The organism is Peribacillus deserti, assembly GCF_002863585.1.
Lineage (GTDB): Bacteria > Bacillota > Bacilli > Bacillales > DSM-1321 > Paraperibacillus > Paraperibacillus deserti_A.
On the sequence record NZ_PGUY01000041.1, the window covers coordinates 25,578 to 42,274 of the forward strand.

At 44.0% G+C, this 16,697-nt stretch carries 13 protein-coding genes; all 13 read right to left on the reverse strand.

All coding sequences use genetic code 11. From position 1 onward, the window contains the following. Positions 1–78: 78 nt before the first annotated feature. Positions 79–1,350: a TRAP transporter large permease gene (locus CUU66_RS13275; protein ID WP_101642951.1), complete on the reverse strand. Its 1,272-nt coding sequence runs from the start codon at positions 1,348–1,350 to the stop codon at positions 79–81. Further along, positions 1,347–1,871, reverse strand: coding sequence for a TRAP transporter small permease (locus tag CUU66_RS13280; protein WP_101642954.1), 525 nt, complete (start codon positions 1,869–1,871; stop codon positions 1,347–1,349). Before CUU66_RS13280 ends, CUU66_RS13275 begins: the two co-directional genes overlap by 4 nt. Before the next feature lie 52 nt (positions 1,872–1,923). Beyond that, positions 1,924–2,961: a TRAP transporter substrate-binding protein gene (locus CUU66_RS13285; RefSeq protein ID WP_101642956.1), complete on the reverse strand. Its 1,038-nt coding sequence runs from the start codon at positions 2,959–2,961 to the stop codon at positions 1,924–1,926. A gap of 119 nt (positions 2,962–3,080) precedes the next feature. Further along, positions 3,081–3,935, reverse strand: a complete 855-nt coding sequence (locus tag CUU66_RS13290) for a helix-turn-helix domain-containing protein (protein ID WP_101642959.1) — start codon at positions 3,933–3,935, stop codon at positions 3,081–3,083. A gap of 287 nt (positions 3,936–4,222) precedes the next feature. Next, positions 4,223–5,692 carry an aldehyde dehydrogenase gene (locus CUU66_RS13295; RefSeq protein WP_374703000.1) on the reverse strand — a complete coding sequence of 490 codons (1,470 nt, stop codon included), beginning with the start codon at positions 5,690–5,692 and terminating at the stop codon, positions 4,223–4,225. Between the two features lie 33 nt (positions 5,693–5,725). Beyond that, positions 5,726–6,706 carry an ABC transporter permease gene (locus CUU66_RS13300; protein WP_101642963.1) on the reverse strand — a complete coding sequence of 327 codons (981 nt, stop codon included), beginning with the start codon at positions 6,704–6,706 and terminating at the stop codon, positions 5,726–5,728. 16 nt (positions 6,707–6,722) lie between these two features. After that, positions 6,723–7,715 (reverse strand): ABC transporter permease, encoded by a 993-nt coding sequence (locus tag CUU66_RS13305; RefSeq protein ID WP_180955278.1) that lies wholly within the window; start codon positions 7,713–7,715, stop codon positions 6,723–6,725. Positions 7,716–7,729: 14 nt separating this feature from the next. Next, on the reverse strand, positions 7,730–9,250 hold the full coding sequence (locus tag CUU66_RS13310) for a sugar ABC transporter ATP-binding protein (protein WP_180955279.1): 1,521 nt from the start codon (positions 9,248–9,250) through the stop codon (positions 7,730–7,732). A 91-nt stretch (positions 9,251–9,341) separates the two neighbouring features. Next, positions 9,342–10,415, reverse strand: a complete 1,074-nt coding sequence (locus CUU66_RS13315; RefSeq protein WP_101642969.1) for a sugar ABC transporter substrate-binding protein — start codon at positions 10,413–10,415, stop codon at positions 9,342–9,344. A 46-nt stretch (positions 10,416–10,461) separates the two neighbouring features. Further along, positions 10,462–10,890, reverse strand: a complete 429-nt coding sequence (locus tag CUU66_RS13320) for a gluconate 2-dehydrogenase subunit 3 family protein (protein ID WP_101642971.1) — start codon at positions 10,888–10,890, stop codon at positions 10,462–10,464. A gap of 21 nt (positions 10,891–10,911) precedes the next feature. Beyond that, entirely contained in the window at positions 10,912–12,453 is a 1,542-nt protein-coding gene (locus tag CUU66_RS13325; protein ID WP_101642974.1) for a GMC family oxidoreductase, read from the reverse strand. Positions 12,454–12,649: 196 nt separating this feature from the next. Then, entirely contained in the window at positions 12,650–13,513 is an 864-nt protein-coding gene (locus CUU66_RS13330) for a glycerophosphodiester phosphodiesterase (protein WP_180955280.1), read from the reverse strand. Between the two features lie 232 nt (positions 13,514–13,745). Further along, positions 13,746–16,670: an OmpL47-type beta-barrel domain-containing protein gene (locus CUU66_RS24870; protein ID WP_257967992.1), complete on the reverse strand. Its 2,925-nt coding sequence runs from the start codon at positions 16,668–16,670 to the stop codon at positions 13,746–13,748. Between the last annotated feature and the right edge of the window lie 27 nt (positions 16,671–16,697).

Here is a 16,697-nt window from a genome sequence, read left to right on the forward strand (position 1 = left end):
TTGAAAAAGGTGTGAATAGTCCTTTACCCATAAAACGACCTCTCCACGGTTTCTTAGGGAGAGGTCTCTTACAACTGCCTATTCTTGGTATACAAAATCTGGAAGGTACAATGAGAGCTGAGGGACAAACGTGATAACCAGCAAAGCACCAATTAAGACCACAATAAACGGGAACGTTCCTCTTGTTACACCCATTATGGACAATTTGCTGATCCCCGAAGCAACGAACAGATTTAATCCAAAAGGAGGAGTCAGCATCCCTATTGCCAGGTTGACAATCATGATCACTCCGAAATGGATCGGGTCAATGCCCATTTCCATTACAATCGGCAAGAATAGCGGCACAAGAATTAAAATGGCTGCACTGGAATCCATAAACATACCGACAATCAACAGAATTACGATAACTAATAACAGGAATGAAACCGGACTGTTCGCGAACTGCAGGATCTTACCCGCGACCGTGGACGGAATTTGTTCAAACGTCAGGTACCAGCTGAATACTTTAGCTGCAGATATAACAAACATAATCATCGCTGAAGTGACAATGGACCTTTTTGCTACTGTAACCAGCACTTTAAAAGTCAGTTCTTTATAGATGAAGAATCCGATGAACATGCTGTAGACAATGGCGATAGCGGCGGCTTCGGTAGGAGTGAATATACCAAAATAGATACCGCCCAGAACGATCACTGGCATTAAAATTCCCCAGACAGCAGAGATTGTCGATGACCATAACTCTTTGGCAGTCGGTTTTTTATCGGGTTTATGCCCCTGCCTCTTGGCGATGATGAAGCTGACGGCCATAAGTACAATCCCAATAAAAACCCCTGGTATGACACCGGCAATGAATAACTTACTTATCGAAACTTCCGCAACCGAGCCATACACTAAAAAGGTGATGCTCGGCGGAATAATGATTCCAAGGGAGCCTGCTGCCGTCATTAATCCAACCGAAAATTTTTCCGGATAACGTGCTTCCTTAAGAGAAGGAATCATAATGCCGCCTATCGCAGCAACTGTGGCCGGGCTTGATCCGGACAGGGCTGCAAAAAACATTGAGGACAATACCCCTGCGATCGGCAGTCCGCCCGTTGTCCATCCGACCCATTTTTTAGCAAAATCGATGAGTCTTTTTGATGTTCCTCCGGCAAGCATTAAATCGCCTGCGAACACAAAGAATGGAATGGCCATCAACGAAAAAGAATCAACTCCGGAAAACATGGACCTCGCCAGTGTATCAACCGGAACACCGCTGACCATTATAGCTGTAAATCCGCTTAATCCTATCGCTATGGCTATTGGTGTCCCCAGCAATAACAGAATGAAAAAAACGATAAATAAGATCACAGGTTTGCTGCCTCCTTGTCCGATAAATCATTTACAGGCCCTTTTGAGGAACGTATATTTTTGATGTCAGTAACGAGCAATTGTACAAATCGGATGAGCATTAGAGCTGTACCGACTGGTACGGCCAAGTATGGAATATACATTGGCATTCCGATTGCAGGAGTCACACTTCCAAAAGCAATAACATTTGAGATCATAACGCAACTGGACCAGATTAAAACAACACAAAAGCTGATGGAGATTAAATTGGCCAGGATAGAAAAAGAACCTTTCCACCTTGCAGGAAGAATTACAACAAGGGCATCGACGGTTGCATGGGCTTTTTCCCGGACCGCAATACTGCTTCCTATAAAAATAAACCAGACGATCAAAAATCTTGCTGCCTCTTCCGACCAGGAAAGGGAATAGTTAAATACGTAGCGCAGGACAACCTGGACAAAGATTAACAGTGAGGTAAATACAAGGGAAACGAAACCCAGATACTCCTCAAAGTGATTTAAAAACTGATTGGTTCGCTTCATGATATCTCTCCTTTCAAAAAAGGGACGGCTCTAAGCCGCCCTACTAATTATGTTATTTACCTTCTGCTTCTTTGACGGCATCCAGTAATTCCTGGCTTCCCTCTACCTTCTCGAACTCGTCATATACTTTCTTTGTAGCTTCCTTGAAAGCTTCTTTCTGCCCTTCATTTAACTTAGTTATTTTGATCTTCGAATCCTCTAGCGTTTTCATATATTCAACTTCGTCAGCAGCGGACTGGTCCCACTGCCAGTCATTGACTTCAGCAGCTACTTCATCAACTGCCTTTCTTAAATCTTCTGGAAGGTCTTGATAAAATTTGTTGCTGATCAGGAGAGGATAGGCCATGTATCCATGTGAGCTTAAGGTCATATAATCCTGAACCTCATAGAATTTCTTGCTGACGATATTGCTTAGCGGATTTTCCTGGCCATCTACAGTCTTGGTTTGTAGAGCTGTGTATAATTCAGCGAAGTCAATCGATACACCTCCAGCTCCCATTGCTTTAAACTGTGAAATAAGAAGCGGACTCTGGGAAACCCGGATCTTCATTCCATCTAAATCTTCCGGCCCTTCAATTGCGCGCTTTGAGTTAGTTAGATGTTTAAAACCGCCATCCCAGTATCCCAATGCCCTTAGGCCTTGCTGTTCCAGGCGTTTGTTTAGCATTTCCCCCAGCTTCCCTTCCATTGCATTACGAGCCGATTCCCGATCGCTGAATAAAAATGGAAGGTCAAATACTTCATACTGTTTAACGAAAGAAGGCAATACCCCTGTAAACGGAGCATTCATTTGAATGGTTCCTGACTGCATTTGCTCTGTAATTTCACGGTCAGCACCTAATTGGGAGTCAGGGAAAATCTCTACCTTGATCTGGCCCTTTGTACGTTCCTCAAGAAGCTTTCCAAACCTTTCCGCAGCTTTCCCTTTTGCTGTTGAAGCGCTTACAACATGTGCAAACTTAATGGTATAAGATCCCTTTTTGCCAGATCCTCCTTTCGCAGTGCCGGATGATTCCGATTTCCCACAGCCGGATAGCACCAGCATGAACATTAAGATGATAACTGACAAGCCACTCCACATTTTCCGCATTGTTTTCTCTCCCCTATTTAAATATTTTACCTTACAGACTATTTTGAATATTTAAAACAAAAAAGTCTTACTAGATTGGGAAAAGAATTCTTAAATTTGGAAGACACTACTCATTTTTCTCAATTATTAGAAGCGGATAATGACAGGTCATTAGCAAGCTGGCCAGTTGTCCTATATTTATTAGGGGAAATTCCTACCAGGTTACGGAAGGTGCGATAAAAGGTCGATACCGTTTCATAGCCTACTTCAAAGCATATTGATACGATGTCTTTCTCTGTTTCGGACAGTAAATCCTTCGCCCGGTTAATTCTAATTTTCTGCAAATATTGTAATGGCGTATCATTATACTTTTTTTTAAAAATATCATTCATATATCTTGTGGAAATCCCAAACAGAACGGATAGGTTTTCAGCCGTTATGTTTTCGAAATAATGGGTGTCTATGTACTCTCTCATCTGGATGCATCTCACATCATTTGCATCCTGCACTTTCTTGACTCCCTGATGGCGAAGAAGGATTAAAAGAGCTTCCATCAGATAAATGGGAATCGCAAATTCGCTGTAAACATCTGTCGTTTTTTGTTCATAAAGCATTTTCCTGAATAACGGCCTGATTTCGCTGGCCGTGAACAAGTCCAGTTCCACATGCTTAGAATGATTTTTTATCAAGCTGAGTATCCCTTTATAGACAAAGGGATTTAGTACTGGGATGGAAAATGCCAGCACCAGCACGGTCAGTTTTTCATTAGCCTTTATAGAGTGAATTGTTTCAGGAACAATCAAAACAACCCGGTCCTTTGAAAAATCATAGGTCCTTCCATCCAAGGTGATTTCCCCTTCTCCCTCAAGGGCATATAGAATTTGAAAGTGGTCATGGTAATGCTCTTTTACCATCTGCCCTTTTAAGTGTTTACTCTCATAGAGATCCACACCTGTTTCAGGAAAAACTAACTTTCTATAAAGTTTCTTCTCCATTTCGACTACCCCCTGTATCTATTCACCTTAAGTTATCAGGAATTATTCCGGCTCTGCAGCATCTTAGCTGGTGATGTATTTATTATTCTCTATCCACGCTTTTGTTCCTGTATAAAAAACATTAATGTGTAAATTTAACAACCATTTGTGAATCTATAGGTTTCAAAAAGAGTTAGGAGAACATACTGCATTTCGAAAAAATGAAAAAAATAATTGTTGGATAATATTGGTCCCTCAAGCCATGCCACAAGAAAAACGTTCAGCCCAAGGGCTGAACGTTTAAGTTTTTAATATTTAATACAGATAGTAGAAACTTCACTATAAAAATCGATGCTGAACATTCCGCCCTGGCGTCCGACCCCGCTTTGCTTTTCTCCGCCATATGGCGTTCTAGGATCCCTCAGGAACCAGGTGTTAACCCAGGTCAAGCCTGCCTCAATTTCATGTGCTACCCGAAAGGCCCTGCTGCTGTCCTTTGTCCAAACAGAGGCACTAAGCCCATAATGAGTATCATTTGCATATGAGATCACTTCCTCCTCGGTATCAAACGGCTGAACGGTGACAACAGGCCCGAAGATTTCTTCCTTAATAACCTGGCAGCTGTTATCAAGGCCCGTAATAATTGTTGGTTCTAAAAAGTATCCCTTTTCCTGGCTTTGTACAGGGTTGCCTCCAGTCTCTATGGTCCCGCCTTCTTTTTTGGCTGTTTCTATATAATCCAGAACGCGATTATAATGCTGTTTGCTGATCAATGCCCCAATATTTGTGTTTCCTTCAAGAGGATCACCGACAATCTGCTCCCTGGTTTTACTAATGAATTTTTCGAGAAACTTATCATAAATCGAGCGCTGCACATATATTCTCGATCCGCACAGACAAACAGCCCCCTGGTTGATGAAACTGCTCCTTAAAGTGGTTTCTACCACTTCCTCTAAATCGCAATCCTCAAAAATAATATTAGGATTTTTTCCGCCAAGCTCAAAAGAAAATCGCTTTAAATTAGATACACCTGCTCTCATAATGCTTTTACCTGTTGAAGTTTCCCCTGTAAAAGCAATAGCCCTTATGTCTTTGTGTTCCGCAATCGCCTCACCAACGGTTCTTCCTGCCCCATTTACAATATTTACAACTCCGTCCGGCAATCCTGCTTGTTTACAGATTTCGCCTAACAGAGTGGCAGTCATTGGAGTCCAGCGCGCCGGTTTTAAAACCACGGTGTTGCCCATTGCCAGACACGGTGCAAGTTTGGCACTTAGCAATAAAAGGGGCAGGTTCCATGGATTGATCATCCCGACGACACCGAGGGGACGGCGCACTACAAAATTCATGGCTCCCACTTCCATTGGATATGCCTCCGTACCCATGGTTGAGATAAAATTGGCATAGAAATGAAAGCTGCCCGCCGCCCTTGGAATATCGACATTGCTGGATAGCCATAGCGGCTTTCCAGTATCCATTGTTTCAAGGAGTGCCAGTTCGTCCTTTCTCTCCAAGAGCAGGTCCCCAATTTTCCGAAGAATAGCCGCCCGTTCACTTACCTTTGACTTCTTCCAGGTTTCAAACGCATTTTTAGCTGCTTTTACAGCAAGGTCTACTTCATAAGCGCCGCCTTCCTCTACCTGGCCAATCACTTCTTCTGTCGCAGGATTAATATTATCAAAGGATTTATTATCAACAGAAGAGATATATTCTCCATTTATAAAGTGCTTACAATCCATATTCTTGACTTTTACCGCCATTGGTAAGTCCTCCTTCAATTATTAATATTGGAATCTTCAATTTAGAATAACTTACAATCTTACAGCCTTCCCCCTGCCATATAAAAACAGGACAAACAGGATGACAAGACCATAGATAATTTGTTTTCCGGCATCATTTATATCAAGCACCGTTAAAATACTCATTAACAGATAAATAATAATTGCACCGGCTGCTGTTCCAGCATATCCGCCTTTCCCCCCAAGAATTGAGGTGCCGCCAATCACAACCGCTGCTATGGTAGGAAGAAGCAGAGAGTCGCCCATCCCCAAATGTGATAATCCATAAAATCCAACCAGCATCATTCCTGCCACAACAGAAAACAAACTGCTGAGAATGTAAACCATGATGATCAGCCGTTTATTCTGAATTCCGGACAGATAGGAGACACTTGTATTCGTACCAACGGAGTAAAGCTTTCTGCCAAAGGTCGTTTTGACCAATAAAACCACCACAGCGGCTGAGAGAATAATCCATATGATCACTGCGGTCTTTATGCCCAGAATGGATCCAGTGCCTAGAAATCTAAGCCAGTCAGGCGATGCACCCTTCGGATTTCCATTTGAATATACATAGGTAATGCTTTTTAGAATGCTGCTCATAGCCAGGGTCATAATGATGGGCGAGATGTTGAGATAAGAAATTCCAATCCCGTTAAACGCCCCAATGAAAATACCGGCTGCCAGTACAGCTGCGAAGGCTGCAACCCCCCCATGCTCTATAGAAACCTGCGTCATGATAACAGCTCCGAGGTTCAAAGTGTAGGCAATCGAAAGATCAAGCCCTCCCGATAGAACCACTAAAGTCTGGCCGATTGCTGCAATGCCTAGAAATGAGGCTATCACAAGCAGCTGCATCACATGATCAACAGCAAAATACTGGGGCTGAATAATTCCCGATATAATATAGATGGAGACCATCGTTACATAAATTTTGAGCACACCATACTTATGAAAAACGCTGACTGTTATTTTTGAATGGAGTGGATTTTTTTTGACCATTTCCGTATTCATGTCGATCCTCCTCCCTCTAACCCGTTCGCTGCAAGGATTTGATTTTTATTTTCGGTAACAGCCCCACTGAAAGCGCCAGCAAAAGAATCACACCCTGGACGGCATTCTGGTAGAAGGACGGAACACCCCAAAAAATCAGTAATCCTAAAACCAGTGACAGGATCGATGCCCCAGCTACTGCACCCATATATCCCCCCTTGCCGCCGGCAAGAGATGTTCCTCCGAGAACTACAGCCGCAATCGAATTTAATGTAAACAGGCTGCTGCCCAGCGGATCACCGGAAGCTGTTTGTGCAGTTAACAACAATCCTGCACATGCAGAAAATAATCCTGACAGCGTATAGGCCCACAGCTTTGTCCGGTCTATATTAATGCCCGATACGAACGCAGAGTACTCGTTGCCTCCTATGGCATATAGAGATTGACCCAGGCTGCTGCGCCTCAGCGGAAACCAGACCAGGAAAATAAAAACGGCCAGAACAACGGCCGAAGCAGGAAGTATGTCAAAAATCCTGCCTGTTAGTATTTCTGTGTACTGATAAGGTACCATTCCTCCAGGTGTCGGACGTATATACAAGGCAATCCCACCGTATACCGAAGCGGTAGCAAGCGTGACAATAATGGGCTGAAGCCTACCATAAACAATAATGGCTCCGTTGATGAATCCTGCTAAACAGCCTGCCGCCAATACAATAATCACGGTAAGCAGAATACCGGCTGCCTGGCTCCCCGCCTTTTGAGAAATGGGTTCCATATATGTTGCAGCAATAGAGTTAGTGAGTCCAATCATGCTTCCAATAGATAAATCAATGCCTTTTGTCAAAACTGTCAGCGTTTGGGCGAGCGAAGCAATAGACAAAGTGATAACCTGGTTAAAAATCGATTGAGGTCCATAACGTGTGAAAAAGTCGTTCTGGTTAAGCGCGAATAATACCAGTATTAAAAGCAGGATTCCAAAAGCCAGAACTGCTTCTTTATTTCGTCTAAACAACAGAGCTTGATTGTTCAAGCAATAATCACCTCCTATGCTACGCCAAGAGCGGCATTGATAATATGGTGTTCTGTAATTTCCTCACCGCTAAAGGTAGCCGTTACCCTTCCCTGTTTAAAAACTGCTACACGATGGCAGACCCCCACCAGCTCAGGCAGCTCAGTGGAGTAAAAAATTATGGTTATTCCCTGTGCAGCAAGATTTGACATGTATTGGTAAATTTCTGATTTTGTCCCTACATCTATGCCTCTCGTTGGATCAGCAAGCAGCAAGATGTCGCCCTCTGCTAAGATCGCTTTGCCAATCACAACTTTTTGCTGATTTCCGCCGCTTAAGCTCCCAGCCTCTTGTTCCAAGTTTGAAGTTTTGATTTTTAAAGATTCGACCGCATGGTGAAGTTCGTTTAATTCAGAAGTCCCATCAATGAAGCCCATTTTTTGTCTTTTATCCAGGGTCATTAATGCCAGATTCTCTTTTACTGACCGGGTTAAAAGCAAACCCTCGTGCTTCCTGTCTTCAGGTACCAATGATATTCCTGCCTGTATAGCTGACTTAGGGCCCTTTAGGATAATGCTCTTATTATTTACTATGACATGGCCTTCTGTAATTGGGCATGCACCGAATAAGGAACGGAGAAACTGGCTTTGTCCGTGACCCTGAAGTCCTGCGATACCAAAAATTTCACCTTTTTTTATGACTAGATTAATATCATAAAAGTTCCCTGAAGAAGTCAGGTTCCGGATTTCTAATGCAGTTTCATTAGAATGCGGCTTCTTCTGCGGGAAGGTTTCCTCTACTTCCCTTCCTGCGATCCAGTGCACGATTTGATCCTTTCCCACTGTTCCCCAGTCGAAATCCGCTACATATCTTGCATCCCTGAACACGGTAGCCCTGTCAGCAATCCGATCAAGTTCATCCATTCGATGAGATATGAAAATGGCCGTAGTCCCTTTTTTGGTTATCCTCTTAATTAAGGTAAATAACAATTCTACCTCCTGGCTCCCGAGTGCAGAGGTTGCTTCATCAAAGATAATTATTTGGGGTTCACGGGATAAAGCCTTTGCAATTTCTACTAACTGCTGATCCGCCAGAGATAAGTCAGCAACTCGGCTTTCCGGGGAAATAGTTAGACCGAGGTCTTGAAAAAGATGATCTGTCCAGATCTTCATTTTCTTAAATTCGATCAAGCCCCATCTCGTTTTTGGTTCATGTCCAAGAAACACATTTTCTGCCACTGATAATTCTGGTACCAGGGAAAGCTCCTGAAAAACAGCAACAATTCCTTTACGTGACGCATCGATTGGAGAATCGATCGTCGTTTCCTCACCCATATATCGAATCGTCCCGGAATCAGGTTTTACAACTCCGCATAATATCTTTACCAGTGTACTTTTCCCCGCGCCATTTTCACCGAGAAGCGCATGCACTTCTCCTGCGCCACACGAAAAATCACAATCAATCAAGGCTTTGACCCCGCCATAGCTTTTACTGACATTCCTTACTTCCAGTAATGGAGCATTCGGTTCTGCCGTTTTCTCCTGAACCTTATCCACGTATCCCACCTCCGCTTCTATTATGGGGAGCTGCATAATGGAACGGTTATACCTCAAGGTATAACCGGTTCACCATGTCTGAATCTCTTCCTTACTTCAAGATATCTTCAATCTTTAAGCCAAAACTGTTTTCTGGATTAGTCCAGTCAACATAAAAGTTATCTGGCTGGCCGGGTGCATACCATTTATCCACATCATTATTATCAGCTGTTGGCAACGGGATAATTGTCTTCTTGTCAACCTTTTCGCCGTCAAGAACCTTCAGCGCTACATCTAAGGCGGATGCACTTAAGTATGGCGGCTGGCCGGTGGCGAATGCTTTTACATTGCTTTCTTTCATATGTTTAAACAGGCCGTTCAACATTTCTCCTGTTAATGGGATGGATGCCGGATCAATCTTATTCTGCTTCAAGGCTTCAACAATCGCATTTTCGCCTCCTCCTTGAGTCAAGATTCCATCGATGCCCTTCGATTTATGGGCGGAAAGCATATTGTTAATGACAACAGACGTGGTCGCATCATCATAATTCCCAAAGCCCTCTTGCAAAATTTTGATATCAGGATATTTAGCAAGAACTTCCCTGTGTCCTTTATCTCTGTCTTTATCAATTTGAATTCCTTCAACCCCCTTGATTAAGAGGATGTTTCCTTTACCGCCCATCTGCTCGACCAGCCACTCAGCCTGGAGCCTGCCGAACTCTACCTGGTCGGTATTTACGTTATACACTTTATTGGAATCAACGGTGTTATCAAAAGCTACTACTACAATTCCGCGATCAACGGCTTCATTGAGAACAGGCGCCAGGGCTGTAGGAGAGGCAGCATTTACTACGATGGCGTCATAGCCTTTTGAAATCATGTTGCGGATTTCATTAATTTGTGCCTGGGGATCATTGCCGGAGCTGGAAGAAAAGAACTCACTGATTTTGCCTGCCTCCTTCTGCTTTTGCGCGTAAGCCTCAAATATTTTTACCATCTGTGACCGCCAGGAGTTGCCGGTGAATGAATTGCTTAATGCCACTTTATAGCCGCCCTTTTTCTCCTTGGCTTCTTCTTTTGGAGTACTTGAAGTTTTGTCATTTGCACAGCCTGCAAGCACACCGATGAGCAGTAAAACAGCCGCAATCCATTTAAGCCATATAAACCCATATTTCTTTCTCAACATCTTTTCCCTCCAATTGGTTTCACTTTTATTAATATCCTCGGTAAAACTACAGTGTGGGTTCTGCTTTTAACATCTTCTGGGGCTGGTCAAAATCCGGATAACCGCCTCGCTCGGCTGAAGCCCCCGGGAAACCAATCCTCCGCAGTACATTTGGATCACTTAAATATAATGCTGACACATCCATTCTTAGCTGTTTGAAAAACCCGGGTTGATGAGATTTTATTAACATCATTAAGTCGTATACTTTTTCTGTTTCCAGCAGGCAAACACTTGTACCGAAATGCTGGCCAGCCAGGAGTTCTGCATTTTCAACTCCCTGCAGATACAAATCCCTAAGAATACCACTTTCAACCCTCTCCGCTAGAACTGGGCCTGCATCCACTTCAGCAGCTCCCTGGTCCCTTCCATCCGCTGGAATTATCCCATTCGCAAGGACCGCTAGTATAGCGGCTATCTCCGATACTGACAGATTCATGAACAATCTCCCTTTCGATAGTTATAATTCTCCTTTACTTACAGCTTCACCGATGAAATCAGCCGCTCTGCTTGCAATTGCCATTGCCGTTAATGTTGGGTTTAATCCTGTCCCAGTAACAAAAACACTAGTATCACAGATAAACAAATTGTTTATATCATGAGTCTGGCCATACTCGTTAACCACAGATGAAGCTGATTCATCACCCATTCTGCAGGTTCCCATGGCATGTGCCCCATAATTCAAACCAATGCGGATTTTACGGGCACCTGATGCCTCCATAAGCTCTGCAGCCTTATCGCGGGCGGCAGCTGCCAGTTTAATATCGTTTTCAAGCCATTCAGTCGTTAGCCTCGCTACCGGTAATCCTCGATGATCCTTTACGTCCGGATCTAGTGTAACGGTATTATTTTCATTTGGAAGCCCCTCCGCATGCGCCCACCATGCTGCAGTGTAGGGGTAATCGTATAAAAACTCTTTGTAATCCGCTCCGATGAAATCACCGCTCAGATTAGCGTAGGTGATCGGTGTCATCATATAAGAAAGAAGGATGTATCCTCTTGCATAATCATTGTGCCGGTTAGGTTGATAGAAATCCTGTACCATAACCTGCCCCATCTGTATTCCCTTGTATGCATTCACCAGCTCGTCAAAGGTACCGAATACCATCCATGTTGGATGGCTGAGCAAATACTTTCCAACAGTCCCGCTGCTGTTAGCAAGGCCTTCAGGAAAACTAGGGCATGATGACAAAAGCAGCAATCTTGGCGTTTCAATGGCGTGAGCAGCCAGAATCACGATGCGGGCCTGGATTTCATGCTCATTTCCGTCGGCATCCTTGTAAAGAACTCCCGTCGCTTTTGCCTGAACAGGGTCATATTGAACTCGATGAACGAATGCTTCACTAATGACCCTGGCCCCTTTTTTTTCCGCTTTCGCCAGGTACGTATTTTGACTCGTTGCCTTCGCATCAGTTGGACACCCAGACCCGCACCAGCCACAATAAATACATGCTGGGCGCCCATCATACTCCATCGAATTTATAGCAATTGGCGGAGCAAATGGCCTTGTTCCTGACTTCCTGGCTCCCTCAGCTAATACTTGGGCATGCCAGCTCATACGGTGGGCTGGCATAGGAAGTTCATATGGTTCAGGCGGCACAGGGCCACAGTCCCCAGCAACACCGAACTCCTTCTCCACCTTGTCATAATAAGGAGCCAGGTCCTCATACGAAATAGGCCAGTCTTCTCCTACTCCTTCCGTACTGTAGGTTTTAAAATCATTTTTGTGAAAACGCGGCATTACCCCTAAATAAGTTAACGTTCCGCCTCCCACCCCTATACCAGCCTTAGGAACGACAGAATGCTTCCCCGTATATACCCTCGGTTCATTCCACTGGATTTTTTTACTGTTCGCTTCCGAATTTGTTAAATCCACAGGAGGTTGGAAGCGCTTACCATTTTCTAAAACAACAACTGATAATCCCTGGTCAGTTAGATTCTTGGCAGCCAATCCGCCCGTTGCTCCAGCCCCAACAATGACAACATCAACGGCCATGGTCATTTAAATCCCCCCTTGAACTCTTTATCCGTGTATACTTATCAACCTAGCTCAATAATAATCAGAAAAATAAAAGCCGTCTTATCATTTAGAGAATTGTTTTCCGAATTTTGGAACAAAACGAAAATCCATCTTTTTTCCTATAAAAAAAAAGCCGCTCCCCAGTTAGGAACAGCTTTTACTAGTTTTATATAAAGATTTATCGTCCCTTTTTTACCTCATGAAGCAGATCCGGAAAGTTCGTAAACATACCGGTCACGCCCCAGTCAATCAGCTTCACCATCGTTTCCTTATCATTAACCGTGTAAGGATGGATTTCCAGGCCGCTCTTGACCACTTTTTGTACATACTCCCGATTTAGGTATGTGTAGTTCGGTCCTACTCCTACGGCATATTCCTTAATTTCTCCGATTTCGGCATCTGTTATATTTGCATTTGTTTTGTAAGATAGCAGTTGAACGAGTTTAATAGATGGATCCAATTCGTGCATGATTTGCAGGCTTTGAGGACTAAACGACTGGACCAGCAGTTTTTCTTTATTAATATGATACTTGTTAATCAGACGTAAGAGCTCCTTTTCCATTCCCGGATACACGTCTGGCGATTTTGTTTCTATGTAATAGCTTTTGTTTTTTCCGAAAGTCTGGAATGTCTCCTCCAGAGTCGGTACTTTCAATCCCGCATATTCCGGATCAGCATATTGAGGATATTTTTCGTTGAACCAGGTGCCCGCATCTAACTGCTTTATTTGCTGCAGCGTAAAGTCCCTGACAAGTCCCGTCCCATCTGTCGTCCGATCCAGCTTCTCATCATGCATATTAATCAGCTGTCCGTCCTTCGTCATCTGCAAATCTATCTCAATATAATCCCCATGCATCTTCTCGCCCATCTGATAAGAAGCGATCGTATGCTCTGGTGCATAACCAGAAGCACCTCGGTGTGCTACATTCACAATATCCTTATATTTTTCCCCTGCCATTGCATTTCCTCCACCTGCCGCAATGCTTATTCCCAATACTAGAGCACCAGCTGCTGACATCCATTTTCTTTTCAAAATACCCATCTCCCATCTCTATTAACCTTCCATTTAAGAATAATGCTCAATTGTAAAGCAGATTTAATAGATACGTAAAGATTGGTAAATGATAGATTAAGAGGTCGTAAATGTAGCTCTTTCATTTTGGACACAGTTGCGGAATTTGAAGGTAATAGAGGAAAAAATAATGAATTGCGGGAAACACAATGGATTCTTTAACCACTAAAAAAAGGGTGACAAAAATCGTCACCCTTGTCTATTAATCTAACTCATTTTCCAAGATATATTTAATATCCTCTTCCACTACTTGAGCAAAATCTTCGGTAATTGCTTTACTTTTTTGTGCCTGAATGTGATTAAGCAAGGCATGCAGCATGTCAGCTGTTTTGGCTTTTTGTGCCGCTTTCACTTGAGCATGAAGACTCGTTACGATTCCTTGCTTAGTAATTGCGTGGTTAGCTGCACCCAAGTCGATTAATTCATCCAGATGGTCGATATCCATTAAGATAAAAAGTTTGTATTCTTTCGAGGCAATATTGCCAGCTGTATCTTCCGCCCATACTGTAAGAGTATGTTCTCCCGGAGTTAATGAAAGGGGCTTAACCTCACTAATGGAAGAGACTACATTTCCATCAAGTGCATATTCCACCTTAACGACTCCACTCAAGTTGTCTTCAACCGAGAATTGCGTATCCATTTCAGAATCAGTCTGATAGAATGCTAGTTCCCCGTCCAAGCTGATTTGCGGAGCCGTTTTGTCGATCCAGACCTCAACTGATTTCTCATTCTCCACATTGCCAGCTTTATCGACACTGCGGTAAGCAATCCTGTTTTTACCTTCTTCTGATATCACTACAGGTTCAGTAACTGTTCGCCATTCGCCGCTGTTCAGGCGATATTCAGTTTTGGAGATCCCTGTTCCATTTCCGTCATCACCTGTAAAAATGACTGTAACATCCCGATTGTTATACTTTTCACCAGTCAATCCATTTGCAGTAACCGCTGTAACAGGCGCCGTAATATCGGACAGTTCAAAATGGTCCTGACTTAGAGGCTTTAACTGGTACACTCCTTTAAACACTGAAGAAATTCCAGTGATGTTAAGGATGTCACCTTCTGCAAATGACTTGCTCCAGTCAGCGAATGAAATGCCTGTCCGGCTGTCTACTCTAACCCTTGTCGTGCTCTGCCCGTTTATTGCATCAAATTCAAAGGATCCGGAAGTTCCTGCTGCCGGGAGGTTCTTGATTTGAACATTTTCCAGCGTTATCAGAGTTCCCTGATTCGCGTCGTTCACCGAGGATTGAACAGCTGCGGCAGGGATATCAGCTGTACCGATTTTCTCTATTTTCACAGGATCCGCCAGTTCGATTTCTGTATTAAACGTCTTTTTAACAGCGGTGATGCGGACAGAGTCCCCCGAGGTAAATCCTGTTGTGTTTTGGAATACGTAAATTCCTGATGCTCCTTCTTGAAGATAAAATCCTTGTCCTCCAAAGGCACCCGGCTTTGAAGTGATCGTCCCTTCCACCGTAACCACGGTTCCGTCTGCCTGTTTTCTAGCATCTTGGATTGAAATCACTTCTGGTGCGGTATTTTCATTCGGAAGCGGCTCCGCAGGAACGTTCCCGAATGTAACGGCTTCCGTCTTAACATTAGTACTTCCTTGTCTCAATCTCATGTTTGCAGAACCAGTTGTACCTGGTTGGACCTTGATTGTCAACGTTTTAGAAGCATGTCCGGTTTTGTCAGCGGTTACCGAAAAATTCGAGCTATAGCCATAGGTATTTGGCCAGGTTCCGTCCGCATTCTGAACCTTGGCAACCTGTGTACCTCCAGTCAGGTAGATGCCAAGATTTAAGTTTGATACTGTACTTCCGGCTGCTGCGCCATCTACTTCAACCCGGACCTGAAATTCCTGGCTGTTAGGCAGAACATTTTGATAAACAAGCTTGTAAGCTGCCTGTCCAACTGGCGGAGGTGGAGGCTGTGTTCCTTCTGAAGCTCCATAAGAACCAGGTCTGAAGGTTTTTGAATCATACCATTTATAGCCGGCTGCTGGAGCGGCCCATGGTTCAACCTGAGGCTCGATCGAGGTTGCCGGGTCTTCATTTTCCTTCTGCGAAGGATCTAGAATCAGTTTTGTCGGCTGATCCAGCTCCATTCCCGGAACCTGGTCAAAGCTCGTGTAGCTTTCTTTATTCGCCAGCCACTTTACCGTCTGAACAAGGAATTTCCCATCATCCTGCTCTTTAAAGCCATCATATGTTGTTTTTTTGGAACCATTCTCTTCACGAAGATATTTAGGTGAGCCATCTTCAACTGGAGATGAATCACCGATAAATGCCGCTTTACCTTGTCCTAATTTAGAAATCGCGGCATATGGTCCTTCAGCCCGGCCGCCGCCGTTATAAACACCTTTATCAACTGCATTGCCCCATCTTGTATTTGTTGATGGCAGATACACGATCCCCTTTGCTTTCGATGGATCCACTATGGCAAGCGTTGAACCCGCATGCATGGCTACTGAATCGACTCCCTCAGTAATGCCAAAGGATTGGGCAGGTGCTGCAATATCAGCAGCGGTTACATCTCCAATCGCATTATAACGGAAACGAATGCCGAAGTTACTTCCAAGCCAGTCGGAGCTCTGAACTCCCTGCATAGCTGGCGATCCTGCTTCTTCTGCAGTCATTCCCTTGGCCGGATTCGCAAATGCACCCCGGCGGTAGCCGTTCATCACTTCAGAAGCATCCCACCTATTCTTGTTGCGGTCTGCATTATAGTGGTCGGCAATAAAGAAGATGCTTCCGCCTTCACGCACATATTGCTCCATTGCATCTTGTTCGGACTTTTTATAAGGAATATTTGCTTCCCCGATGATGAATACATCGTAGCGTTTTAACTTTTCATACGTTACTGCCTGCTCGCCGAACGTATAAGGAATCTGTCGGGATAATTCCTCCACACTGAATCCAGCGTCTGTTAACCCTTTCGCAAAATCAGAAAACGCACCGTCAATGACCCAGTCCGCAGCGCCCGCTGTCTGGCCGTGAGTATTATCAAATAGCACCTTCTTGCCTTGTCCATCCGGCAATACAGCCGCAGCTGAATCGGAAGCTGCAAAAGCATTCCCTATATGGCCAGCTAGAGCATTTGTAACGACTAATACTGTGAGAAGCATCAGCCTCAAGGTGTGCAAAAAAATTCG

Excerpts from the sequence above, each read along its gene's own strand:
- CUU66_RS13330 (WP_180955280.1), bottom strand. The coding sequence starts at position 13,513 with ATGGGTATTTTGAAAAGAAAATGGATGTCAGCAGCTGGTGCTCTAGTA.
- CUU66_RS13315 (WP_101642969.1), bottom strand. The coding sequence starts at position 10,415 with ATGTTGAGAAAGAAATATGGGTTTATATGGCTTAAATGGATTGCGGCT.
- CUU66_RS24870 (WP_257967992.1), bottom strand. The coding sequence starts at position 16,670 with ATGCTTCTCACAGTATTAGTCGTTACAAATGCTCTAGCTGGCCATATA.
- CUU66_RS13280 (WP_101642954.1), bottom strand. The coding sequence starts at position 1,871 with ATGAAGCGAACCAATCAGTTTTTAAATCACTTTGAGGAGTATCTGGGT.
- CUU66_RS13325 (WP_101642974.1), bottom strand. The coding sequence starts at position 12,453 with ATGACCATGGCCGTTGATGTTGTCATTGTTGGGGCTGGAGCAACGGGC.
- CUU66_RS13290 (WP_101642959.1), bottom strand. The coding sequence starts at position 3,935 with ATGGAGAAGAAACTTTATAGAAAGTTAGTTTTTCCTGAAACAGGTGTG.
- CUU66_RS13300 (WP_101642963.1), bottom strand. The coding sequence starts at position 6,706 with ATGAATACGGAAATGGTCAAAAAAAATCCACTCCATTCAAAAATAACA.
- CUU66_RS13320 (WP_101642971.1), bottom strand. The coding sequence starts at position 10,890 with ATGAATCTGTCAGTATCGGAGATAGCCGCTATACTAGCGGTCCTTGCG.
- CUU66_RS13285 (WP_101642956.1), bottom strand. The coding sequence starts at position 2,961 with ATGCGGAAAATGTGGAGTGGCTTGTCAGTTATCATCTTAATGTTCATG.